At 71.0% G+C, this 21,499-nt stretch carries 25 protein-coding genes; 17 read left to right on the top strand and 8 right to left on the bottom strand.

Features of this window, described 5'->3' with window-relative positions:
* Nucleotides 1-8: 8 nt before the first annotated feature.
* Nucleotides 9-296, bottom strand: a complete 288-nt coding sequence (locus ACWCSD_RS17765; protein ID WP_449916101.1) for a helix-turn-helix domain-containing protein — start codon at nt 294-296, stop codon at nt 9-11.
* Between the two features lie 122 nt (nt 297-418).
* Between ACWCSD_RS17765 and ACWCSD_RS17760 the strand changes: the two genes are divergently transcribed.
* On the top strand, nt 419-1,585 hold the full coding sequence (locus tag ACWCSD_RS17760; protein WP_449916098.1) for a serine hydrolase domain-containing protein: 1,167 nt from the start codon (nt 419-421) through the stop codon (nt 1,583-1,585).
* A 1-nt stretch (nt 1,586) separates the two neighbouring features.
* Here the strand turns inward: ACWCSD_RS17760 and ACWCSD_RS17755 are convergent, their stop codons facing one another.
* Together ACWCSD_RS17755 and ACWCSD_RS17750 are read right to left on the bottom strand one after the other, a co-directional pair.
* Nucleotides 1,587-3,038, bottom strand: a complete 1,452-nt coding sequence (locus ACWCSD_RS17755; protein WP_449916096.1) for an LCP family protein — start codon at nt 3,036-3,038, stop codon at nt 1,587-1,589.
* 102 nt (nt 3,039-3,140) lie between these two features.
* On the bottom strand, nt 3,141-3,392 hold the full coding sequence (locus ACWCSD_RS17750) for a hypothetical protein (protein WP_449916094.1): 252 nt from the start codon (nt 3,390-3,392) through the stop codon (nt 3,141-3,143).
* A gap of 367 nt (nt 3,393-3,759) precedes the next feature.
* On the opposite strand from ACWCSD_RS17750, the gene ACWCSD_RS17745 reads away from it, so the two are divergent.
* The 10 genes from ACWCSD_RS17745 (at nt 3,760) to ACWCSD_RS17700 (ending at nt 10,001) form a co-directional block, all read left to right on the top strand.
* A complete protein-coding gene (locus ACWCSD_RS17745) occupies nt 3,760-4,524 on the top strand; it encodes an ABC transporter ATP-binding protein (protein WP_358301232.1) in 765 nt (254 codons plus the stop codon).
* An 11-nt stretch (nt 4,525-4,535) separates the two neighbouring features.
* On the top strand, nt 4,536-5,297 hold the full coding sequence (locus ACWCSD_RS17740) for an ABC transporter permease (RefSeq protein WP_397161925.1): 762 nt from the start codon (nt 4,536-4,538) through the stop codon (nt 5,295-5,297).
* A gap of 10 nt (nt 5,298-5,307) precedes the next feature.
* On the top strand, nt 5,308-6,516 hold the full coding sequence (locus ACWCSD_RS17735) for a cytochrome P450 (protein WP_397161926.1): 1,209 nt from the start codon (nt 5,308-5,310) through the stop codon (nt 6,514-6,516).
* Nucleotides 6,517-6,563: 47 nt separating this feature from the next.
* Nucleotides 6,564-7,175: a DUF1707 domain-containing protein gene (locus ACWCSD_RS17730; RefSeq protein ID WP_397161927.1), complete on the top strand. Its 612-nt coding sequence runs from the start codon at nt 6,564-6,566 to the stop codon at nt 7,173-7,175.
* A gap of 97 nt (nt 7,176-7,272) precedes the next feature.
* Nucleotides 7,273-7,596, top strand: a complete 324-nt coding sequence (locus tag ACWCSD_RS17725) for a hypothetical protein (protein ID WP_449916089.1) — start codon at nt 7,273-7,275, stop codon at nt 7,594-7,596.
* Nucleotides 7,593-8,465, top strand: a complete 873-nt coding sequence (locus ACWCSD_RS17720; RefSeq protein ID WP_449916087.1) for a hypothetical protein — start codon at nt 7,593-7,595, stop codon at nt 8,463-8,465. Before ACWCSD_RS17725 ends, ACWCSD_RS17720 begins: the two co-directional genes overlap by 4 nt.
* A 5-nt stretch (nt 8,466-8,470) precedes the next feature.
* The gene (locus tag ACWCSD_RS17715) at nt 8,471-8,899 is read left to right on the top strand and encodes a YbaB/EbfC family nucleoid-associated protein (protein ID WP_449916085.1); all 429 of its coding nucleotides are present in this window, start codon (nt 8,471-8,473) and stop codon (nt 8,897-8,899) included.
* An 82-nt stretch (nt 8,900-8,981) separates the two neighbouring features.
* Nucleotides 8,982-9,308, top strand: coding sequence for a PadR family transcriptional regulator (locus tag ACWCSD_RS17710; RefSeq protein ID WP_387678443.1), 327 nt, complete (start codon nt 8,982-8,984; stop codon nt 9,306-9,308).
* On the top strand, nt 9,305-9,661 hold the full coding sequence (locus ACWCSD_RS17705; protein WP_397161931.1) for a DUF1048 domain-containing protein: 357 nt from the start codon (nt 9,305-9,307) through the stop codon (nt 9,659-9,661). The genes ACWCSD_RS17710 and ACWCSD_RS17705 overlap by 4 nt, the downstream gene beginning before the upstream one ends.
* 1 nt (nt 9,662) lies before the next feature.
* Entirely contained in the window at nt 9,663-10,001 is a 339-nt protein-coding gene (locus ACWCSD_RS17700; protein ID WP_358301253.1) for a DUF1048 domain-containing protein, read from the top strand.
* Here ACWCSD_RS17700 and ACWCSD_RS17695 read toward each other — a convergent pair.
* Both ACWCSD_RS17695 and ACWCSD_RS17690 read right to left on the bottom strand, forming a co-directional pair.
* A complete protein-coding gene (locus tag ACWCSD_RS17695; protein WP_358301255.1) occupies nt 9,989-10,747 on the bottom strand; it encodes an ABC transporter permease in 759 nt (252 codons plus the stop codon). The genes ACWCSD_RS17700 and ACWCSD_RS17695 overlap by 13 nt on opposite strands.
* On the bottom strand, nt 10,744-11,694 hold the full coding sequence (locus ACWCSD_RS17690) for an ATP-binding cassette domain-containing protein (RefSeq protein ID WP_449916080.1): 951 nt from the start codon (nt 11,692-11,694) through the stop codon (nt 10,744-10,746). The genes ACWCSD_RS17695 and ACWCSD_RS17690 overlap by 4 nt, the downstream gene beginning before the upstream one ends.
* 149 nt (nt 11,695-11,843) lie before the next feature.
* Here ACWCSD_RS17690 and ACWCSD_RS17685 point away from each other — a divergent pair, with 149 nt between their 5' ends.
* From ACWCSD_RS17685 to ACWCSD_RS17660, 6 genes are all read left to right on the top strand, one after another.
* Nucleotides 11,844-12,521: a helix-turn-helix domain-containing protein gene (locus ACWCSD_RS17685; RefSeq protein ID WP_387678429.1), complete on the top strand. Its 678-nt coding sequence runs from the start codon at nt 11,844-11,846 to the stop codon at nt 12,519-12,521.
* Nucleotides 12,522-12,795: 274 nt separating this feature from the next.
* Complete coding sequence (gene kdpF / locus ACWCSD_RS17680; RefSeq protein WP_397161933.1) at nt 12,796-12,885, top strand: K(+)-transporting ATPase subunit F; 90 nt, start codon at nt 12,796-12,798, stop codon at nt 12,883-12,885.
* Nucleotides 12,885-14,546, top strand: coding sequence for a potassium-transporting ATPase subunit KdpA (gene kdpA, locus ACWCSD_RS17675; protein WP_449916075.1), 1,662 nt, complete (start codon nt 12,885-12,887; stop codon nt 14,544-14,546). The genes kdpF and kdpA overlap by 1 nt, the downstream gene beginning before the upstream one ends.
* Before the next feature lies 1 nt (nt 14,547).
* Nucleotides 14,548-16,653 carry a potassium-transporting ATPase subunit KdpB gene (gene kdpB, locus ACWCSD_RS17670; RefSeq protein WP_358301270.1) on the top strand — a complete coding sequence of 702 codons (2,106 nt, stop codon included), beginning with the start codon at nt 14,548-14,550 and terminating at the stop codon, nt 16,651-16,653.
* Nucleotides 16,654-17,487, top strand: a complete 834-nt coding sequence (locus ACWCSD_RS17665; protein WP_449916072.1) for a potassium-transporting ATPase subunit C — start codon at nt 16,654-16,656, stop codon at nt 17,485-17,487. It abuts the gene before it with no gap.
* Nucleotides 17,484-20,024 carry an ATP-binding protein gene (locus ACWCSD_RS17660; RefSeq protein WP_449916069.1) on the top strand — a complete coding sequence of 847 codons (2,541 nt, stop codon included), beginning with the start codon at nt 17,484-17,486 and terminating at the stop codon, nt 20,022-20,024. Before ACWCSD_RS17665 ends, ACWCSD_RS17660 begins: the two co-directional genes overlap by 4 nt.
* Before the next feature lie 16 nt (nt 20,025-20,040).
* Here ACWCSD_RS17660 and ACWCSD_RS17655 read toward each other — a convergent pair whose 3' ends face one another.
* From ACWCSD_RS17655 to ACWCSD_RS17645, 3 genes are all read right to left on the bottom strand, one after another.
* A complete protein-coding gene (locus tag ACWCSD_RS17655; RefSeq protein ID WP_449916067.1) occupies nt 20,041-20,421 on the bottom strand; it encodes a DoxX family protein in 381 nt (126 codons plus the stop codon).
* Between the two features lie 109 nt (nt 20,422-20,530).
* On the bottom strand, nt 20,531-20,977 hold the full coding sequence (locus ACWCSD_RS17650; RefSeq protein WP_397161939.1) for a MarR family winged helix-turn-helix transcriptional regulator: 447 nt from the start codon (nt 20,975-20,977) through the stop codon (nt 20,531-20,533).
* A 76-nt stretch (nt 20,978-21,053) separates the two neighbouring features.
* The coding region (locus tag ACWCSD_RS17645; RefSeq protein WP_449916063.1) for a hypothetical protein at nt 21,054-21,499 on the bottom strand (446 nt) is incomplete at its 5' end.

Raw genomic sequence — 21,499 nt, 5'->3', positions numbered from 1 at the left:
AGCCCCGCTCACCGACTGTGCGGTTTCCCCCACCCCTCGCCCGGCCGTTCCCCGGGCCGTCTCCCGGGCCGGCCGGTCGCCGCGAGGTAGTGCAGCACCGCCAGCACCCGGCGGTTGCCGGCCGCCGACGCGGGCAGGCCGAGTTTGGCGAACACCGCGGTGACGTGCTTCTCCACCGCGCTCAGCGACACGTACAGCTGGTCGGCGATGCCGGTGTTGGACCAGCCCTCGGCCATCAGGGCGAGCACCTCGCGCTCCCGGGGCAGCAGGGACTCGTCCCAGCCGGGGTCGGGCATGGCGGCACCTCCTCGGTGCGGGAAACCGCAAGATCCGGGCGAACCTCTTGTCTCACTCATACCATCTGGATTAAATCCTGGCCATGCGGTCAAAAAATCATCATCATGCCCAGAAAACCTGCGTGCTCGGCGCCGTCCTGGCCGGCGTGGTGCTCGGCGGCGGCCTCGCCGTCCCGGCCCACGCCCGGACGGCGCACGTCCCCGCCGCCGCGGCCCGGAGCGCCACGGACGCCACCGCCACCGACGCCACCGACGAGCAGCTCCGCTGCCTGCTGGACGACGTCGTCAAGCCGCCCGTGCCCGGCGCGATCCTCACCGTGACCGGCCCCGGCCGGGCCTTCGACGGCGCCGCGGGCGTGTACGAGCTGGGCGGACGCGCCCTGCGCAGCTCCGACGCCTTCCGCACGGCCAGCGTCACCAAGACGATGACCGCGGCCGTCGCGCTCCGCCTCGCCGAACGCGGCGACCTGCGCCTGGACGCTCCCATCAGCGAATACCTGGACCGGAAGCTGGTCGCGCGCATCCCGTACGGGTCGCGGATCACCGTCCGGCAGCTCCTCGACCACACCGCCGGTCTGTACGACTACGTGGGGGACGAGAAGTGGTTCCAGTACGTGCTCGACCATCCGGACAAGACCTGGAAACCACTGGAGCTGGTGGACTGGGCGCTTCGGTCGGGCAAGCCCTACTTCGCTCCCGCCAAGGGCTACCACTACTCCGACACGGGCTACGTCCTGGCCGGGATGGTCATCGAGAGGGCCGGCCGCGAGCCGCTGCACCGGTTGTACCGGTCGTTGCTGCTGGAGCCGCTGAAGATGGACCGCACGTACCTGGAGTGGTGGGAGCCGCACCGCGGCCCGCGCGCCCACAACTACCTCGGCGAGCGCGACACCTACGACCACAACCCGACGTTCGACACGTTCGGCGGCGGCGGCCTGGTCTCCACCGGGGCCGACCTCAACCGGTTCATGCGCGGCCTGTTCGAGGGCAAGGTCTTCAAGCACCCGGCGACGCTGCGGACGATGTTGCGCAGCACCCCGCAGAGCGTCAAGGCCGGGTCGCCGTACGGGCTGGGCATCGCCCGGCTGACCGCGACGGGCGATGCCGCCTACGGGCACAGCGGCTTCTTCGGCGCGTTCCAGATCTACGTGCCGAAGCAGCGGCTCGCGATGACCGGCACCCTCACCCAGGCGGAGACCGTGTCCAAGGAGCAGAGCAGCGCGTTCATCGAGAACGCCCTGCGGGTGAGCCTCGGCAAGGCGCCCACCGGCCCCTGCGCGCGCCCGTAGCTCAGGCCACGCAGGAGTCGGCCAGCTTCCCCGACGACGCCATCGCCGTCCTGGTGGGCGTGCCGGACGGCCGGGCGGACGGTGTGCTCGACGGTGTGCCCGACGGCGTGGCGGACGGCGTGCCCGCGGCGACGGTGGCGGGCGCGCGGTGCGAGCGGAGAATGGCCCTGCGGACGTCGGCCCGGATGCGCGGGAAGTCCGGGTAGGCCGGGTTGTAGCGCGGCGGGACGATCGACAACGTCCCCACCCGGGCGCCCTTGACCTTGTTGGCCAGCGGCACCAGGTCCTGCAGCAGCCCGCGCGGGATGTCGGTCCGGAACGTCTGCCGGGCCGCGCCGGCCAGCTGCTTGAACTTCAGCAGCACGTTGGCCGGGTCGAGCTGGTCGAGCATGGCGGAGATGACGCAGTGCTGGCGGCGCATCCGGGTGTGGTTGTCGCCTCCGGCGCAGCTGGAGCCGTCGTGGTCGCGGGCCCTGCCGTACCAGAGCGCGTCGTTGCCGTTCAGCCGGCGGGTGCCCGCCTTGATCACGCCGCCGTCGCTGCGGCCCACGCCGTAGCAGATGTCCTGCTCGACGTGGATGCGCACGCCGCCGAGCGCGTCGATCAGCCGGGCCACGCCCCACATGTTGACCAGCACGTAGTAGTCGATCTTGAGGCCGAGGATCTCGCCGACCGCGCCCTTGACGGCGTCCGGGGCCCGGGTGGGCGAGTTGCGGAACAGCGCGGGATGGGTGTCGGCGTAGGCCCAGACGCCGTTCAGCAGGTCCTCCGACTCCCGCCCGGCCCCGGCGATGTAGAAGCCCTTGGGCGGCGGGAACAGCTTCCCCATCACGCTCCCCCTGGGGAAGGGCGCGTTCTCCATCTCCCTGGGCAGCGCGAACAGCACGGTGTCGCCGGTCCTGACGTCGATGCTGGCGACGTTGACGCTGTCGGTGCGGATGCTCGTCCCGTTGCGGCCGCGCGCGCCGTCGCCGCCGAGCAGCAGGATGTTCACCCTCGTCCGGCCGGCCCACGGGTCGGCGTGGTTGATGGGCGTGGGCTCGGGCGCGTTGAACACGTCGGTCAGCGTGGCGTCGACCTCCGACACCGTCTGCGAGGCCACCACGAACGGCGACACGACGGCCGCGACGAGCAGCAGCGCCACGCCGTCCGACCAGACCAGCCGCCGCCGCGGCCGCAGCACGGTGTAGGAGGCGACCACCAGCAGCCCCCACGCGACGCCGACGCCGATGGCGCCACCGGTGATCGCCGAGGCCCAGGCGGCCTGGGTCGCCATGGCCCACCCGCCCGCCGAGGCCACGACGAGGGCCACCGCCACGCCCGCGGCCAGGAACAGCCCCAGCAGCGCCAGCCCGAGCAGGCGGTACCCGGCCCGCAGATGGGCCGCGCCCGGAATGACGATCGACAGCGCTGCCCAGCCGATGGCTGCCCCCGCGCCCCGTTTGGTGCCCATCCGCCCTCATGATCTCTATGTGGTACGTCCCCCGAGATCATAGGTTCGGGGCTGATTGCCCATGTACGCAACTTATCCAGCGGAATATGCAGAAGAAGGGCGTCAGTCCACGTACGCCCACAGGTCGTAGGTGGTGGAGCCCGGGTAGTTCTGCGGATAGTGCGTGCTGCACCACCAGGTCTGCCAGCGCCCGTTCTGCTGGCCCGACTGGCCGAAGGAGACGCAGATGTCGTACGGCAGGCCGGTGTAGACGACCTGGAGCGTGGACGTGGCGTCCGCCGGCGTGCTCATGGCCAGGACGGGCGCCAGGGTGGTGACCGCGGCAAGCGCCAGGGCGGTGATTGCGCGACGCATCGGCTCTCCCCTCATCAAGGGTCGGATTGCGTGAGAAGCGATCACCGTGAATTGCACGACAGGGCTCGCCCCCACCGCAAGATCGGCCCTCGCACGGCCCCGGCGACCAGCGCGAACGTCCCGCGGGCGATGAAAGGTTCATCCCGCCGCCCCTGACGGCGTCAGGACGGGGTCGTGCCGTGTCAGCACGACGTCGGCGCGGTGTCAGCGCGGCCCGCGAAGGTGAACGCCATGAACACCTCGGCGCTCACGACTATTCGGTGTTGCTAGGTACTGGTACCTCGTGGCACTATATAGTCAGTAGTCAGCACCACTAAGTAGTCGCGCCGACGGCGAGACCCCCCGGAAGAGAAGACAGGGCCAAGTGATGACGACACGACAAGCTCCGGCGATCCAGGTGCACGGCCTGGAGAAGTCGTACAAGGAACTGCACGTGCTGCGCGGCGTGGACTTCGAGGTGGCGCGGGGCAGCATCTTCGCCCTGCTCGGCTCGAACGGCGCGGGCAAGACCACGCTGGTGAAGATCCTGGCCACGCTGCTCAAGGCCGACGCCGGCACGGCCAGGGTCAACGGCCTCGACGTCGCCGGGCAGGCCGCCCAGGTGCGCGAGTCCATCAGCCTCACCGGCCAGTTCGCCGCCGTGGACGAGATCCTCAGCGGGCGGGAGAACCTCGTGCTGGTCGCCCGGCTGCGGCACCTGAAGAACCCCGGCAAGATCGCCGACGACCTGCTCGAACGGTTCTCGCTGACCGAGGCGGGCGGCCGGAAGGCGGCGACGTACTCGGGCGGCATGCGCCGCCGCCTCGACATCGCGATGAGCCTCATCGGCGACCCGCCGGTCATCTTCCTCGACGAGCCGACCACCGGCCTCGACCCCCAGGCGCGCATCGAGGTGTGGCAGGCCGTCAAGGAGCTCGCCGCCCAGGGCACCACCGTGCTGCTCACCACCCAGTACCTGGACGAGGCCGAGCAGCTCGCGGACCGGATCGCGATCCTGCACGAGGGCCGGATCATCGTCAACGGCACCCTCGCCGAGCTCAAGCAACTCCTCCCGCCCGCCAAGGTCGAGTACGTCGAGAAGCAGCCGACCCTGGAGGACGTCTTCCTCACCCTCGTCGGCACGAAAGCCTAAGGACCCCCACGATGAGCAAGCACTTCTTCGGTGACACCACCGTCCTGCTGGGACGGTCCCTGCGCCACATCTCCCGCAGCCCGGACACCATCGTCACGACCGCGATCATGCCGATCGCCATGATGCTGATGTTCGTCTACGTGTTCGGCGGCGCGATCAGGACGGGGTCGGACTCGTATGTGAACTACATGCTGCCCGGCATCCTGCTCATCACGGTCGCCTCCGGCATCGCCTACACCGCCTACCGGCTGTTCATGGACATGAAGGGCGGCATCTTCGAACGGTTCCAGTCCATGCCGACCGCGCGCTCGTCGGTGTTGTGGGCGCACGTGCTGACCTCGCTGGTCGCCAACCTCGTCTCGCTGGTGGTCGTGATGCTCGTCGCCCTGCTCATGGGCTTCCGCTCAAGCGCGGGCCTGTCGGCCTGGCTGTCGGTCGCGGGCATCCTGATCCTGTTCACCCTGGCGCTGACCTGGATCGCCGTCATCCCCGGCCTGTCGGCCAAGACCATGGAAGGCGCGAGCGCGTTCTCCTACCCGCTCATCTTCCTGCCGTTCCTCAGCTCGGCGTTCGTGCCCACCGACACCATGCCCACCGTGGTGCGCGTCTTCGCCGAGAACCAGCCGGTGACCTCCATCGTCAACGCCATCCGCGCCCTGTTCGCCGAGCAGCCCGTCGGCAACGACATCTGGATCGCCCTCGGCTGGTGCGTCGGCATCCTGGTCGTCGCCTACGTCTTCGCCATGAACACCTACCGCCGCAAGATCTCCTGAAAGGACGATCATGACCGAGTCCCTGCACACCGTCACGCCGATGCCCGCCGAGCGTCGTCCCGGCTGCCCGTTCGACCCGCCGAAGGAACTCGTCGAGGCCCGCGAGCACGGCCCCATCAGCCGCTTCCCCTTCGCCGACGGGCACCAGGGCTGGCTGGTCACCGGCTACGACCTGGCCCGCTCGATCCTGGCCGACCCCCGCTTCAGCTCCCGCAAGGAGCTCATGAGCCACCACCCGACCATCGACTACGGCGACATCGAGGTGCCCCCGGCCCCGCCCGGCGAGTTCCTGCTCATGGACGACCCGCAGCACAGCCGCTACCGCAAGCCGCTCGTCGGCAAGTTCACCGTCCGCCGGATGCGGCTGCTGACCGAGCGCGTCGAGCAGATCACCGCCGAACACCTGGACGCCATGGAACAGGCCGGCCCCACCGCCGACCTGGTGACCGCGTTCGCCAAGCCCATCCCCGCCATCGTCATCTGCGAGCTGCTGGGCGTGCCGTACGAGGACCGGGACCGCTTCCAGGAGAACATCGACAAGTTCCTCGGCGGCGAGGCCAGTGACGAGGAACTGATCGCCGCCTACCTCGCCACCCAGCAGTACCTGGCCGAACTCGTGGCCGCCAAGCGCGCCCACCCGACCGACGACGTGCTCAGCGACCTGCTCGACAGCGACCTGACCGACGAGGAGCTGCAGGGCATGGCCCTGATCCTGCTGTCGGCCGGGTTCGACACCACCGCCAACATGCTGGCCCTCGGCACCTTCGCCCTGCTGCAGAACCCGGACCAGCTCGCCGCGCTGCGCGCCGACCCCACGCTCGCCGACCAGGCCGTCGAGGAGCTGCTGCGCTACCTGTCCGTCGCCAAGCAGTTCTACCGGGTCGCCCTGGAGGACGTCGAGCTGGCCGGCCAGACCGTCAAGGCCGGCACGATGGTCCTGCTGTCGCTCAACACCGCCAACCGCGACCCCGAACGTTTCCCCGACCCTCACACCCTCGACCTGCGCCGGAAGGACGGCGGCCACCTGGCCTTCAGCCACGGCATCCACCAGTGCCTGGGCCAGCAGCTCGCCCGCGTCGAGATGCGCGTCGCCTTCCCCGCGCTGCTCAACCGCTTCCCCACCCTGCGCCTGGCCGTACCGGCCGACCAGGTCGCCCTGCGCCCGGAGCTCGCCGACATCTACGGCGTCAAGAGCCTCCCCGTCACCTGGGACGCCTGACCTCGCCCCGGTAGCGCCGCCCCCTGAGCTCCAGAGAGGAACCACCCATGGCAGACCTCCCGGCGGGTCCCGTGAAGCCCTCCTCACCAGCGCTGCGGGCCTCCGACGCGGACCGCGACCGCGTCACCGAACTGCTGCGGACGGCCGTCGCCGACGGCCGGCTCGACCTGGCCGAATTCGAGGAGCGGCTGGAGGTGGCGTTGTCCGCCCGCACCGTGAACGCGCTGGCCCCGCTCGTCACCGACCTGGTCGCGGGACCGGGCAGCCACGGTGCGCTCGCGCTGCCGCCGGCCGGGGCTCCGGCCGCCGAACTGCTCACCATCAAGGAGAAGCACGGCTCGGTGCGCCGCGACGGCCGCTGGACGTTGCCGCACCGGCTGGCGGTGCGCACCGCGTGGAGCGACGTGCTGCTGGACCTGACCAGCGCGGTGCGCGGCGCGCCCGAGCTGATCATCGAGCTGCGGGTGAGCGGCGGCAGCGTGGAGCTGGTCCTCGCGCCGGGCATGGTGCTGGAGAACGACGAGCTCTCGGTACGGCACGGCACGCTGGCGATCGGCAGGGCACCCGACGACGACACGCCGGAGGTGTTGCGGGTCCGCCTGACCGGCCGCATGCGGCACGGCCGGCTCGACGTCCGCCGGCAGGCCACACGGCGGTGACGCGGCGCGGCGCGTAGGGATTTCGTCAGGATTGCGGCGGTTCACGCCCCGGCGGGACAGGCTGGACAGATCATTCCCGCACGGACGAGAGCCACGTATGCCGATGAATCCATGGACACCTTCCGGCCCCCACGAGATCGAGATCGACCGGTCCCGGCTCAGGGAGCTGCGATCGCGCCTGCCCGAGGCGGCCAGGCGGCTGGACGAGGTGGTGCCCAAGCTGGTGTCGCTGACCGTGGCCGAGTCGGCGTTCACGTCGTTCACCTACTCGCTGGCGCTGGCCTACAACGAGGTCGAGGCCCTCACGATGACCGAGGTGCGTCGCCGCCTCGACGACACCGCACGCGTCCAGGACGACCTGGACACCTCGGTCACCACCTGGCAGGACGCCGAGACCGCCGCCACCGTGAGGATGCGGTGAACGCCGCCGAGCTGGCCCGCGACGCCCTCATGGCGGGCGCGGGGGCGGCGGTGACGCTGTCCGCGCTCGGCGTGCCCGCCGCCTGGCCGTTCGTCGGCAGGATGTACGTCCACCAGTACGACCCGCAGGCGTTCTTCGACGGCGCGGACACCTGGCTGGCCGTGCACGACGACGTGGCGGCCACCCGGCTGAACGTCGAGGCGCTGGTCGGCGAGGTGGCCACGACGAGCTGGCGGAGCGAGGACGGCCGGGCCTTCGACCGCCGCATGGACGCCTACCTGGCCGGCCTGCGCTCGATCGAGATCCGCGCGGTCGTCGCCGCCCTCGTCCTCCGCACCGTCGGCGCCGCGCTCGTCGCGATGATCCTGTACCAGTTCCTGGTGGCGGCGGCCATGGCCGCGCTGGCGCTCTGGGTGCTGACCGCCGCGCTCACACCGCTCAGCCTGGTCACCGCCCGGACCGCGGCCACCCGCTGCCTGACCGGCCTGTACGAGAACTACCGGGCAGTGGAGTCGCTGCTCGACACGCTGCTGCACGGCTGCGCCGCCGCCCTGTCCGCGGCGGTGGCGGTGGACGCGGGCGCCAAGGCGGCCCGCGGCGACGGCGGCGGGCTGCGCGACCTCGCCGCCGCCACCTTCGCCCAGGGCCCGCTGCTGGTCTGGGGCACCGCGAACCGGATCGAACGGGACCTGACCGCGCACGGCCTCACCGGCCGCCGCCAGGGCGCCGGCGGGCCACTCCCCCAGGGCGTCCCGCAGGCGGCGGGCGCCAAGGCGCTCAACGACGTCACGAGCGGCAGCCAGACGATCACCGGCCGGTACGTGCCGGCGCAGGCCGCCGACGGCTCCTACTCGTTCCCCTGGGAGTGACCGCCATGGACTTCGAGCAGGCACTCGGCCTCGACCCCGAACGGCTCGCGGCCGACGCCGACCACCTTTTCAGCAGACTGAGCCGGCTCCCCGGCGAGACCGCCACGGCCCGGGCCGAATCCCCGGACGGCTGGGTGAGCGTCGAGTACAGCTGCGCGTCCGGCGTCCAGGACCTGCGCCTGGACCCGCGGGCGATGCGCATGGAGTCGGCGCGCCTGGCCGAGACCGTCCTCGGCCTGATCCACCAGGCCAGGCGGCAGGCCGAGGCCGAGGAGCGCGCCAGGCTGGAGGAGTTCCTGGGCGCGGGCGAGGCGCTCCTGACCGGCCGCGGGCTCGTCGCCGCCCGGCTGCGCGACTCGACCGGCGCCCTGCTGGCGAACCTGGAGCAGGCCGAGGCGACGATCGCCCGGGTACGCGGCCTGCTGCGCCCCTGACCCGAAGGCTCTACTCTGTGGTACTGTATAGCAGTACTCGGTACCACCGAGTACTTAGGAAGGCGGCGGAAGAAGAGCCACCATGGACAATCTGACGGAGATGCTGAAGGGCACGCTTGAGGGCTGCGTGCTCCAGATCATCGGCAGCGAGGAGACCTACGGGTACGCCATCACGCGCCGACTGAACGACCTGGGCTTCGCCGACGTCGTCGAGGGGACGGTTTACACCATCCTGCTGCGACTGGAGAAGAACGGGCTCGTCCAGGTGACGAAACGACCGTCCGAGCAGGGGCCGCCGCGCAAGTTCTACGCGCTCAACGACGCGGGACGCGCGGAACTGGCGACTTTCTGGGCGAAATGGGCGTACATCACATCCCGGATCGACAAGCTCAAGGAGGGCGGGAAATGAGCTTCTGGGAGACCATCACAGGCAGCGATCTCACCAGGGACTACAAAGCGTTCGAAGCCCGGGCCGCGGCACTGCCGGCCGACCACCGGGCGGCCTGGGAACAGATCAAAGGTCATCTCTTTCTCTACGGGGACTTCACCGGCCGGAACCTGATGCCGATCTTCGACGGCGTTCTGGGGCTGCTGGAGGAGACGGCGGCCGACGGGCAGGACATCCACGAGGTGCTGGGCGACGACATCCCGGGGTTCTGCGCGGCCCTGGCCGGCGAGGCCGGGGGCCGCAACTTCCGCGACCGGTGGCGCGAGCAGCTGAACAGGAACGTCGCGAAGAAGCTGGGCCGGCTGGGAGGCTGACGTGGGCATCCAGGACATCATCGAGGGCAAGAAGCAGTGGCGGGCGCACCTGGCGCGGGTCAAGGCGCTGCCGCCCGACTACCAGATCGTCTACAAGGAGATGCAGCGGTACTTCTTCAAGGTCGGGCCGGTGGGGCTGACCGACGGGTCCCTGCTGCCGGGCATCGTCGACTTCTTCGAGGAGGGCGTCGCGGCCGGCAAGGGAGTCCTCGAACTCATCGGCGAGGACGTCGCCGCCTTCGCCGACGGCCTGATCAAGGACTCCCGCACCTACGCCGACCTCTACCAGGAGTCCGTCAGCGAGAAGACCGGCACCAAGGGGAAACCTCACCGGTTGTAGAGCCTGCGGGCCCACAGGTACCCGCCCAGCGCGATGACCGCGCTCCAGAGTGCCGCCGCCGCGAGGCTGGGCCCCGCCGGCCGCCCGGCCAGCAGCGCGCGCAGGGTTTCGATGACGGGCGTGAACGGCTGGTGTTCGGCGAACCAGCGCAACGGGCCCGGCATCGACTCCGGCGGCACCACGCCGCTGCCCAGGAACGGCAGCAGCATCAGCGGCATCGGCAGGTTGCTGGCCGTGGCCACGTTCTTGGTGACCATGCCGAGCGCCGCCGACAGCCAGGTGACGGCGAAGGTGAACATGGCCAGCACGCCCACCACCCCGAGCCAGTCCAGCGCCGAGGCGGCGGGGCGGAAGCCGATCAGCAGGGCCGTCAGCGTCACGGCGGCGATCGCGGTGAAGTTCTGCACGAGCGCGCCGAGCACGTGCCCGGTCAGGACCGAGACGCGGGCGATGGCCATGGTCTTGAAGCGGGCGACGATGCCCTCGGTCATGTCCATCGCCACCGCGATCGCGGTCCCCTGCGCGGCGCTGGCGATCGTCATGATCAGGATGCCGGGAGTGATGTAGGCGACGTAGGCGGCGCGGTCGCCGCCGATCCCGGCGCCCATGATGCCGCCGAGGACGTAGACGAACAGCAGCAGGAACACCACCGGGACGCCCGCGTAGGTGAGGATCAGCGTGGGGTAACGCCACATGTGCCTGATCTGGCGGCGCAACATCGTCGCCGAGTCGGTGATCGCTCTCATCGTGCGGACTCCTCGGTCAGGGCCAGGAAGACGTCGTCCAGGCCGGGCGTGTGCATCGACAGTTCGGCGACGTCGACGGCGTGCGCGTCGAGCAGTTCCAGGAGCTGGCGTAACGCGCCGACGCCGGTGTCGGGGATCTGCACCGTCAGGGACTCCTCGTCGTGCGAGCTCGCCCCCACCAGCGAGACCGCCCTGCGGTAGCCGTCGAGGTCGGTGAAGCGCACGACGACATGGCCGCCGGGGACCATGCGCTTGAGCTCTTCGGGGGTGCCCTCGGCCACCAGCCGGCCCTGGCTGAGCAGCGCGATGCGGTCGGCGAGCTCGTCGGCCTCCTCCAGGTACTGGGTGGTCAGGAAGATGGTCACGCCGTCCTGCCGGACGAGGTCCCGGACGATCTGCCACATCGTGCGGCGGCTGCGCGGGTCCAGGCCCGTGGTGGGTTCGTCGAGGAAGATGAGCCTGGGCGTGCCGACCATGGTCATGGCGAGGTCGAGCCGGCGGCGCATGCCGCCCGAGTAGGCGGCCGCGGGCTTGCCCGCGGCGCCGGTGAGGTCGAAGCGCTCCAGCAGTTCGGCGGGTCGGCGGCGGCCCTCGGCGCGGCCGAGGTGGAGCAGGTCGGCCATGAGCCGCAGGTTCTCCTCGCCGGTGAGGAAGCCGTCGACCGCGGAGAACTGGCCGGTGACGCCGATCGCGGCCCGCACCTTGTCGGGCTCCCTGGACAGGTCGTGCCCGGCGACCCGGAGCTCGCCGGCGTCGGCCTTGATCAGGGTGGACAGGATCTGCACCGTGGTGGTCTTGCCCGCGCCGTTGGGGCCGAGCAGCGAGAAGACGGTGCCCTGGGGGATGGACAGGTCGATGCCGTCCAGGACGCGGTGGGCGCCGTAGGACTTGCGCAGCCCCGTCACCGAGACGAAGGCTCGCGACTCGTCGCGATAGTACGTGTTCATCACAACTGAAAGCTACGTTGCTTTGAGAAATTGTGTCAATCAATGGCACCACATATCCCCAGCTCAGAAGCGATAAATTGATACTCTGACGCTGAAGCTGAATGCAATGAAACGTTGCATTGTGTGCGGCCGAACGCAATAGTGAGGTCGTGGCAGAAGGAAGATTGACCCTGCACGACCGTCGGCGCATCGCGACCGGTCTCGCCGAAGGCCGCTCCTATGCCGAGATCGCCAGGCGGCTCGACCGGCCGACCTCGACGATCAGCCGCGAGGTCGGCCGCAACGGCGGCCCCGGCGACTACCGTCCAGAGCGGGCGCACCAGGCGACGGCACGGCGGGCGCGGCGCGGCGCCCCGGCGCGTCCGGCCGAGCCCCGGGACCGCCAGGTCTTCGAGGCGGAAGAGGGAGCCGTCGAGATGGCGGTCGCGATGGGCCTGCCGAAGATGGTGGCGCGCGTGCTCATCGGCCTGTGGCTGAGCGAGGACGGCCGGCTCACCGCGGCCGAGCTGGCGCGCGGGCTGAAGGTGAGCCCCGCCTCGATCTCCACGGCGGTGGGCTACCTGACCCAGCAGGGCCTGATCAGGCGCGAACGCGATCCGCAACGACGACGCGACGTCTACGTGGTCGACGACGACGCCTGGTACCACTCGACGATGATCAGCGCCCGGCAGACGCTCGCGGCGGCGGAGGTCGCCAAGGCGGCGGGGCAGACGCTCGGGCTCGACACGCCCGCGGGCCGGCGCCTGGCCAGGGGCGGCGCGTTCCTGGAGCGGATCAGCCTGGACGCCCTGGCGTCGGCCGAACGCTGGCGCGACCTCCTGCCGTGACCGGAACGCGGCCCGGACCGCGCGCGACCCTCCCGAACCCGGACCGAGCCGCGTAGGGAGGCCGTCAAGATTCGGGCTGCGGCCGTATGGAAACCGTCAAGAACGGCAAAACACCCCATTTTCCGGCGTTTGCTGGATCTGCGGCCGCCCGTCGAGGGGCGGCGGCGATCTCATCATCGAACTGAGGAGTGGGGATGGCCGACGTCATCTTCGTCGCCCTGACGATCGCGATCTTCGTGGTCTTCGGGCTGGTCGTGCGGGCGGTGGAGCGGCTGTGAGCGCTGTCAACGCCACCGGTCTCGTCGTGGTCGCCGGTCTGGTGATCTTCATGATCGCGGCCCTGCTGTTCCCGGAGCGGTTCTGATGAGTACGACCCTGGCCGGACTGATCTTCATCGTCTCCCTGATCGCGGCGCTGGCCCTGGTGCACAAGCCGTTCGGCGACTACATGCACCGTGTCTACTCCACGACGAGGCACAACGTCGTCGAGCGCGGCATCTACCGCCTGCTGGGAGTGCGGGCCGACACCGAGCAGAGCTGGCCGGTCTACGCCCGCAGCGTGCTGGCCTTCTCGGTGATCTCGGTCCTGGTCGTGTACGGCCTCCAGCGCCTGCAGGACAAGCTGCCGCTGAGCCTCGGCATGGAGCCGGTCACCGGCCACATCGCCTGGAACACCGCGATCAGCTTCGTCACCAACACCAACTGGCAGGCGTACTCCGGCGAGTCCACGATGGGCCACCTGACCCAGATGGCCGCCCTGGCCGTGCAGAACTTCGTCTCGGCGGCCGTCGGCATGGCGGTCGCGGTGGCCCTGGTCCGCGGGTTCGCCCGCCGCAGGTCCGGCACGATCGGCAACTTCTGGGTGGACCTGGTGCGCGGCACCCTGCGCATCCTGCTGCCGATCGCCTTCGTCGGCGCGCTGGTGCTGGTGGCGGGCGGCCTGGTGCAGAACTTCTCCGGCGTGCACGAGGTGACCACGCTGACCGGCGGCACGCAGGGCGTCACCGGCGGCCCGGTCGCCTCCCAGGAGGTCATCAAGGAGCTGGGCACCAACGGCGGCGGCTTCTACAACGCCAACTCGGCCCACCCGTTCGAGAACGCCACGAGCTGGACGAACTGGTTCGAGATCTTCCTGATCCTGGTGATCCCGTTCTCGCTCACCCGCACCTTCGGCCGGCTGGTCGGCCAGGTCCGGCAGGGGTACGCGATCCTCGCGGTGATGGGCGTGCTGGCCCTGGCGAGCGTCCTGCTCACCAACGTCTTCGAGCTGTCCGGGAACGCCACCGTGCCGCAGGCGGCCGGCGCGGCGCTGGAGGGCAAGGAGCTGCGCTTCGGCGTCTCGAACTCGGCCACCTTCGCCGCCTCGACCACCCTCACGAGCACCGGGGCGGTGAACTCCTTCCACGACTCCTACACGCCGTTCGGCGGCATGATGACGATGGTCAACATGATGCTCGGCGAGGTCGCGCCCGGCGGCGTCGGCTCGGGCCTGTACGGCATGCTGATCCTCGCCGTGATCACGGTGTTCGTGGCGGGCCTGATGGTCGGCCGCACCCCCGAGTACCTGGGCAAGCGCATCGGCGCCCGGGAGATCAAGCTCGCCTCCCTGTACTTCCTGGTCACCCCCGCCCTGGTGCTGGTCGGCACCGCGTTCGCGATGGGCTCGGCGGAGCGGCGCGCGAGCATGCTGAACGGCGGCCCGCACGGCCTGTCGGAGGTCCTGTACGCCTTCACCAGCGCCTCCAACAACAACGGCTCGGCCTTCGCCGGCCTCACCGTCAACACCCCCTGGTACGACGTGGCGCTCGGCCTGTGCATGGCCTTCGGCCGGTTCCTGCCGATCATCCTGGTGCTGGCGCTGGCCGGTTCGCTGGCGGCGCAGTCGCCTGTCCCCGAGGGCGCCGGCACGCTGCCCACGCACCGGCCGCAGTTCGTCGGCCTGGTCGTCGGCGTGACGGTGATCCTCGTCGCCCTCACCTTCCTCCCGGCACTCGCGCTCGGCCCGATCGCAGAAGGACTGTCCTGACATGTCAACCCCCGTACTGGACAAACCCTCCCCCGCACGGCGGGACGGCCGCGTGGGCGGCGGCCTGCTGGATCCCCGGCAGCTCGTCAGGTCCCTTCCCGACGCGGTCAGGAAGCTGAACCCGGCCACGCTGTGGCGCAACCCCGTCATGCTGATCGTCGAGGTCGGCGCGGTGTTCACCACCGTCCTGGCGATCGTCGATCCGTCGTTCTTCGCCTGGGCGACCGTCGTGTGGCTGTGGCTGACCGTGATCTTCGCCAACCTGGCCGAGGCCGTCGCGGAAGGGCGCGGCAAGGCGCAGGCGGCGACGCTGCGCAAGGCCAAGACCGACACCCGGGCCCGCCGCCTGCGCGGCGACGCGGAAGGCGGGTGGGACACGGTCGGCGCGCCCGAGCTGCGGCAGGGCGACCTGGTGGTGGTCGAGGCCGGCGAGGTCATCCCCGGCGACGGCGACGTGGTCGAGGGCATCGCCTCGGTGGACGAGTCGGCCATCACCGGCGAGTCCGCGCCCGTCATCCGCGAGTCGGGCGGCGACCGCTCGGCGGTGACCGGCGGCACGAAGGTGCTCTCCGACCGGATCGTCGTCCGGATCACCCAGAAGCCCGGCGAGAGCTTCGTCGACCGCATGATCGCCCTGGTCGAGGGCGCCAACCGGCAGAAGACGCCCAACGAGATCGCGCTCAACATCCTGCTGGCCGCCCTGACGATCGTCTTCCTGGTCGCCACCGTCACCATGCAGCCGCTGGCCGTCTACTCCAAGCAGATCAACCCCGGCGTCCCCGACTCGCTCGCGCTCGACGCGAACGGCGTCACCGGCATCGTGCTGGTCTCGCTGCTGGTCTGCCTGATCCCCACCACGATCGGGGCGCTGCTGTCGGCCATCGGCATCGCCGGCATGGACCGTCTGGTGCAGCGCAACGTCCTGGCCATGTCCGGCCGCGCGGTCGAGGCGGCCGGTGACGTGTCCACGCTGCTGCTGGACAAGACCGGCACGATCACGCTGGGCAACCGGCAGGCGGCCGAGTTCGTCCCCGTGGACGGGATCACCGAGGCCGAGCTCGCCGAGGCCGCCCAGCTGTCCAGCCTGGCCGACGAGACCCCCGAGGGCCGCTCGGTCGTGGTGTTCGCCAAGGAGCGGTACGGCCTGCGCGAGCGCGAGATCCACGGCGCCGAATGGGTGCAGTTCACCGCCCAGACCCGCATGTCCGGCGTCAACCTGGACGGCCGCGAGGTCCGCAAGGGCGCGGCCACCGCGGTCATGAAGTGGGTGCGCGACAACGGCGGCCACCCCACCGACGACGTCGGCCACATCGTGGACGGCATCTCCGCCTCCGGCGGCACCCCGCTGGTCGTGGCCGAGCGGGGCCGCGTGCTCGGCGTCATCCACCTCAAGGACGTCGTCAAGCAGGGCATGCGCGAACGCTTCGACGAGATGCGCCGCATGGGCATCCGCACCGTCATGATCACCGGCGACAACCCGCTCACCGCCAAGGCCATCGCCGACGAGGCCGGCGTGGACGACTTCCTCGCCGAGGCCACCCCCGAGGACAAGCTGGCCCTGATCAGGAAGGAGCAGGAGGGCGGCCGCCTGGTCGCGATGACCGGCGACGGCACCAACGACGCCCCCGCCCTGGCCCAGTCGGACGTCGGCGTGGCCATGAACACCGGCACCTCGGCCGCCAAGGAGGCCGGGAACATGGTCGACCTGGACTCCAACCCGACCAAGCTCATCGAGATCGTCGAGATCGGCAAGCAGTTGCTGATCACGCGGGGCGCGCTGACCACGTTCTCGATCGCCAACGACATCGCGAAGTACTTCGCGATCATCCCGGCCATGTTCGCGGCCGTCTACCCGGGCCTGGACGCGCTCAACGTCATGCGCCTGTCCAGCCCCCAGTCCGCGATCCTGGCCGCGGTGATCTTCAACGCGCTGGTCATCGTCGCGCTGATCCCGCTGGCGCTCAGAGGCGTCCGGTACCGGCCGTCCAGCGCGTCCAAGCTGCTCTCGCGCAACCTGTACGTCTACGGCCTGGGCGGCATCGTCGCCCCCTTCATCGGCATCAAGCTCATCGACCTGCTGATCCAGTTCCTTCCGGGGATGTCATAAATGGAACGCCTGCCAAGCTGGGTCCGCCAGCACCTCGCCGCCCTGCGCGCCGTCGCCGTCCTGACCGCGCTGCTCGGCATCGTCTACCCGCTGGTCACCACCGGGGTCGCCCAGGCCCTGTTCAACGGGCGCGCCAACGGCTCGCTCGTCGAGAAGGACGGCAGGGCCGTGGGCAGCGCGCTCATCGGCCAGTCCTTCACCGACGCCGACGGCAAGCCGGTCAAGAAGTACTTCCAGTCCCGTCCGTCGGCGGCGGGCGACGGCTACGACCCGACCTCGTCCGGCGCGAGCAACCTCGGCCCCGAGGACGTCGTGGACACGCTGCCGGTCGCCGGCGAGGAGGGCCGGCAGTCGCTGCTCACCCAGGTCTGCGCCCGTTCCAGGGCGGCCGGCGAGCTGGAGGGCGTCAGCGGCGCCCGCCCGTACTGCACTCCGGACGGGGTCGGCGCGGTGCTCAAGGTCTTCCCCGACCGGGCCGTCAGCGTCAACCAGGCGTGCCCGGCCACCCCGTTCGTCGCGACCTATCAGGGCAGGCGGGTGGAGTGTGCCGAGCCGGGTGAGGACTACGCGGCCGGGCGCACCGTCCCGGTCCGGGGGGAGGCCGAGGCGAAGGTCCCGGCCGACGCGGTCACCGCCAGTGGCTCCGGGCTCGACCCGCACATCTCCGTCGCCTACGCCGAGCTCCAGGCGCGGCGCGTGGCCAGGGAGCGCGGCCTCGGCCAGGCCGAGGTCGAGCGGCTCATCAAGGAGCACACCACCGGCCGGGCCGTCGGCTTCATGGGCGAACCGGCCGTCAACGTGCTCGAACTCAACCTGGCGCTCGACCGCTCATGAGCAGGGGCCGCCTTCGGGTCTACCTCGGGGCGGCGCCCGGGGTCGGCAAGACGTACGCGATGCTCGGCGAGGGCCGCCGCGCGCGGGAACGCGGCCGGGACGTGGTCGTGGGCCTGGTCGAGACGCACGGCCGTCCCCGCACCGCCGCCCTCCTGGAGGGCCTGGAGATCATCCCGCGCCGGACCGTCGTCCACCGCGGGGCCACCTTCACCGAGCTGGACGTGGACGCCGTCATCGCCCGCCGGCCGAAGGTGGCGCTGATCGACGAGCTGGCCCACACCAACGTGCCCGGCTCGAAGAACGTCAAGCGCTGGCAGGACGTGGACGAGATCCTGGACGCCGGCATCGACGTCGTCTCCACGGTGAACATCCAGCACCTGGAGTCGGTCAACGACGTCGTCCAGGAGATCACCGGCGTGCCGCAGCGCGAGACCGTGCCCGACGAGGTGGTGCGCCGCGCCGACCAGATCGAGCTGGTGGACATGTCGCCGGAGGCGCTGCGCCGCCGCATGGCGCACGGCAACGTGTACGCGCCGGAGAAGGTCAGCGCCGCCATGTCCAACTACTTCCGCGTCGGCAACCTCACCGCGCTGCGCGAGCTCGCGCTGCTGTGGGTGGCCGGCAAGGTGGACGACCAGCTCGACCGCTACCGCGCCGACCACGGCATCGCCACCACCTGGGAGACCCGCGAGCGGGTGGTGGTCGCCCTGACCGGCGGCCCCGAGGGCGACACGCTGGTCCGCCGGGCCGCCCGCATCGCCGCCCGCACCAAGGGCGCCGACCTGCTCGCGGTGCACGTCACCAGCGCCGACGGGCTGGCCGGCGCCGACCCGGCCAGCCTGGCCCGCCAGCGCACGCTGGTGGAGGACATGGGCGGCAGCTACCACCAGGTGGTCGGCGACGACGTCCCGCGGGCGCTGCTCGACTTCGCGCGCGGCGTCAACGCCACCCAGCTCGTCCTCGGCGCCTCGCGCAGGGGGCGGTTCGCGCAGATCTTCTCCCGGGGCGTCGGCGTGGAGACCACCGCCCGGTCCGGCTCGATCGACGTCCACATGATCACGCACGAGGAGGCCAAGCAGGGACGCCGCCGGCCCGCCCGCACGCGGGCCGCGCTCACCCGCACCCGGCGGGCGAGCGGCTGGGCGCTGGCGGTGGCCGGGATGCCGCTGCTGACGGCCGCGCTGGCGCCGTTCCGCGACATGTTGTCGCTGCCCAGCGAGATCCTGTTCTTCCTCTGCCTGACCGTCGGGGTGGCCCTGGTGGGCGGCATGTGGCCGGCCATCACCGCGGCCGTCGGCGGTTCGCTGCTGCTCAACTGGTTCTTCACCGCGCCGGTCGGCGAGTTCACCATCGCCGCCCCGGAGAACCTGTTCGCGCTGGTCGTGTTCGTGCTGGTGGCGGCGGCGGTGAGCACGATCGTGGACATCGCCGCCCGCCGGACGAGGGAGGCCGCGCGGGCCGGCGCCGACGCCGAGCTGCTGTCCACCATGGCCGGTCACGTGCTGCGCGGCGAGGCCGCGGTGTCCTCGCTGCTGGAACGCATGCGCGAGACCTTCGGCCTGACCTCCGTCACCCTGCTGGAACGGCGGCCCGAGGCCGCGCGCGCGCCCGACCAGCACTCCGACCCGGACGCCTGGCGGATCGTCGCGACCTCCGGCGGCGCCCCCGCCACCTGCCCGGGACGGTCCGACACCGACGTCGTCATCGACGAGGAACTGGTCCTGGCCGCCAGGGGCGAGCCGCTGGAGGCCGCCGACCGCACGGTGCTGGAGGCGTTCGCCGCCGAGACCGCCGTCGCGCTGCGCCAGGAACGCCTGCAGCAGGAGGCCGAGCTCGCCCGCCCGCTCGCCGAGGCCGACCGGATGCGCACCGCGCTGCTGGCCGCCGTCAGCCACGACCTGCGCACGCCGCTCGCCTCCGCCAAGGCCGCCGTCGAGAGCCTGGGCAGCACCGAGGTCGCCTGGTCGGAACAGGACCGGTCCGAGCTGCTCGCCACCGCGAAGGAGTCGCTGGACAAGCTGGACCGGCTGGTGGCGAACCTGCTGGACATGAGCCGCCTGCAGGCCGGCGTGCTCGGGGTGAGCGCGCAGCCGCTGGCGCTCGAAGAGATCGTGCCGCGCGCCATCGACGATCTCGGCCCGCTGCGGGACCGCGTCGAAGGCGACGTCTCCGTCGAGCTGCCCGACGTGCTGGCCGATCCCGCGTTGCTGGAACGCGTCCTGGTCAACCTCATGTCCAACGCCGTGCGCTTCAGCCCGCCCGGCCAGACCGTGCTGGTCACCGCCAGCGGGCACGGCGACCACGTCGAGATCCGGGTGATGGATCGCGGCCCCGGCATCCCGCCGGAGGCGCACGACCGCGTCTTCCAGCCGTTCCAGCGGCTCGGCGATCGCGACAACCACTCCGGCGTCGGGCTCGGGCTCGCCCTGTCCCGCGGGCTCGCCGAGGCCATGGGCGGCACGCTCGTGCCCGACGAGACCCCCGGGGGCGGTCTCACCATGATCCTCACCCTGCCCGTCGCCGCCCCCGGACGGTGAGGCCCGGGGCTCCACGTCAGAGGGCGGCCAGGCCGAGCGCGAAGGCGGCGGCGCTGAGGATCACCAGCAGCAGCGACGGCAGGGTGTCCTTGGCGGCGTCGCGGGCCCTGAGGTGAGTGGCGACGGCGCCGGCCATGAGGAGCGCGAGGCCGGCCGCGGCCGCGACCCCGAGGACTTCGACCCACAGCCCGGCGACCAGTCCCACGGCTCCGAGGATCTCCAGCGCGCCGATGACCCGCATGAGCCCGGCCGACACCCCGAGCTTGCCCAGCTGGGCCGCCATAGCGTCCTTGCCGGTGAGCTTGGGGAAGCCGGCGCCGGCGAAGGCGAGAGCCAGCAGGAGGGACAGCACGACGATGGCGATGAACATGAACGCGAGCTCCTCGCGATAGAACATTCAATACTTCAGTGACTGAAGTATGTTCTACCAGAAGTTTTCTGCGCGACGCACCTAGGGGTCGGCGCAGCGACGGCGAGGAGGAGGAGGGTGGGCGATCGCCCGGAGGTCAGCGGCGGGGGCCGGTGGCCGACTGGGCCAGACGGAGCAGCGACAGCAGCGCGGTGCGCTGGTCGTCGTCGAGCACCGAGATGATCGGCGCCCGCTCGAAGAGGCGGGCCAGCAGGCGGCCGCGGAGCTCCTGGCCGGACTCGGTGAGAACGAGCCGCTTGGCCCTCCGGTCGGCCGGGTCAGGCTCCCGGCGCAGGAAACCGCACTGTTCGAGCGCGTCCGCGATGCCGGTCACGTGGGAGGGCTCGCAGTGCAGCTGGCCGGCTATCTGGCCCATGCGCAGCGGTTGCCCGAGCTGGAGCAGGGTGTGGGCCTGCGGCACGGTGAGACCGACCGCGGCGGCCGTCTCGTCGAAGTGCGCCCGCAGGGCGGCGTCCGCGGCGAACAGGCGTTCCACGATCTCCTGGCCCTCGGGATCCGGCCAATCGATCTCCAGCTCCGCCACGACTCCCCCGCTGCCCACACTGTTTCAGCTCTTGAACTATATGCCCGTCGTGCGCCGGCGGGCGCACCCCCAGGCGTCACACGGCGGCCGGTACGGCGGGCTCGGCCACGCGGTGCCGGCCGTCGGCCGCCCGGGACGCCCGCGACACCCGGGCCATCGCCAGGAAGGAGACCAGCAGGCAGGCGGCGCCCAGCGGCATGAGGTCCTTCTCCACGAACGGCACCATGACGTCGGCGACCACCAGGACGGGCGTCCACGCCTTGACGCGGCGCTGGACGGCGAGCTGGAGGACCAGGCCGGTCTGGGCGACGAAGAACAACATCGGCCCGAAGTCGTAGACCACCTGCTGCACCCCGGGAACCGACTGGACCTGGTCGAAGAGCACGCCCATCGCGGCGTGGTCGGCCGAGCGGAACCCCACGACGATGTCGATGGAGAACTGGGCGATCAGCGTGGTGATGCCGACATATCCGGCTACGGCCAGCCCTGTCGCCAGCCGGCCGCGGCCGGCCAGCCTGCGCA

The sequence above is a fragment of the Nonomuraea sp. NPDC001684 genome (assembly GCF_053596515.1).
This window is presented reverse-complemented; position numbering and strand designations above follow the sequence as displayed.

Excerpts from the sequence above, each read along its gene's own strand:
- ACWCSD_RS17765 (WP_449916101.1), bottom strand. The coding sequence starts at position 296 with ATGCCCGACCCCGGCTGGGACGAGTCCCTGCTGCCCCGGGAGCGCGAG.
- ACWCSD_RS17755 (WP_449916096.1), bottom strand. The coding sequence starts at position 3,038 with ATGGGCACCAAACGGGGCGCGGGGGCAGCCATCGGCTGGGCAGCGCTG.
- ACWCSD_RS17750 (WP_449916094.1), bottom strand. The coding sequence starts at position 3,392 with ATGCGTCGCGCAATCACCGCCCTGGCGCTTGCCGCGGTCACCACCCTG.
- ACWCSD_RS17745 (WP_358301232.1), top strand. The coding sequence starts at position 3,760 with ATGACGACACGACAAGCTCCGGCGATCCAGGTGCACGGCCTGGAGAAG.
- ACWCSD_RS17740 (WP_397161925.1), top strand. The coding sequence starts at position 4,536 with ATGAGCAAGCACTTCTTCGGTGACACCACCGTCCTGCTGGGACGGTCC.
- ACWCSD_RS17735 (WP_397161926.1), top strand. The coding sequence starts at position 5,308 with ATGACCGAGTCCCTGCACACCGTCACGCCGATGCCCGCCGAGCGTCGT.
- ACWCSD_RS17730 (WP_397161927.1), top strand. The coding sequence starts at position 6,564 with ATGGCAGACCTCCCGGCGGGTCCCGTGAAGCCCTCCTCACCAGCGCTG.
- ACWCSD_RS17725 (WP_449916089.1), top strand. The coding sequence starts at position 7,273 with ATGCCGATGAATCCATGGACACCTTCCGGCCCCCACGAGATCGAGATC.
- ACWCSD_RS17715 (WP_449916085.1), top strand. The coding sequence starts at position 8,471 with ATGGACTTCGAGCAGGCACTCGGCCTCGACCCCGAACGGCTCGCGGCC.
- ACWCSD_RS17710 (WP_387678443.1), top strand. The coding sequence starts at position 8,982 with ATGGACAATCTGACGGAGATGCTGAAGGGCACGCTTGAGGGCTGCGTG.
- ACWCSD_RS17705 (WP_397161931.1), top strand. The coding sequence starts at position 9,305 with ATGAGCTTCTGGGAGACCATCACAGGCAGCGATCTCACCAGGGACTAC.
- ACWCSD_RS17695 (WP_358301255.1), bottom strand. The coding sequence starts at position 10,747 with ATGAGAGCGATCACCGACTCGGCGACGATGTTGCGCCGCCAGATCAGG.
- ACWCSD_RS17690 (WP_449916080.1), bottom strand. The coding sequence starts at position 11,694 with ATGAACACGTACTATCGCGACGAGTCGCGAGCCTTCGTCTCGGTGACG.
- kdpA (WP_449916075.1), top strand. The coding sequence starts at position 12,885 with ATGAGTACGACCCTGGCCGGACTGATCTTCATCGTCTCCCTGATCGCG.
- kdpB (WP_358301270.1), top strand. The coding sequence starts at position 14,548 with ATGTCAACCCCCGTACTGGACAAACCCTCCCCCGCACGGCGGGACGGC.
- ACWCSD_RS17665 (WP_449916072.1), top strand. The coding sequence starts at position 16,654 with ATGGAACGCCTGCCAAGCTGGGTCCGCCAGCACCTCGCCGCCCTGCGC.
- ACWCSD_RS17660 (WP_449916069.1), top strand. The coding sequence starts at position 17,484 with ATGAGCAGGGGCCGCCTTCGGGTCTACCTCGGGGCGGCGCCCGGGGTC.
- ACWCSD_RS17655 (WP_449916067.1), bottom strand. The coding sequence starts at position 20,421 with ATGTTCTATCGCGAGGAGCTCGCGTTCATGTTCATCGCCATCGTCGTG.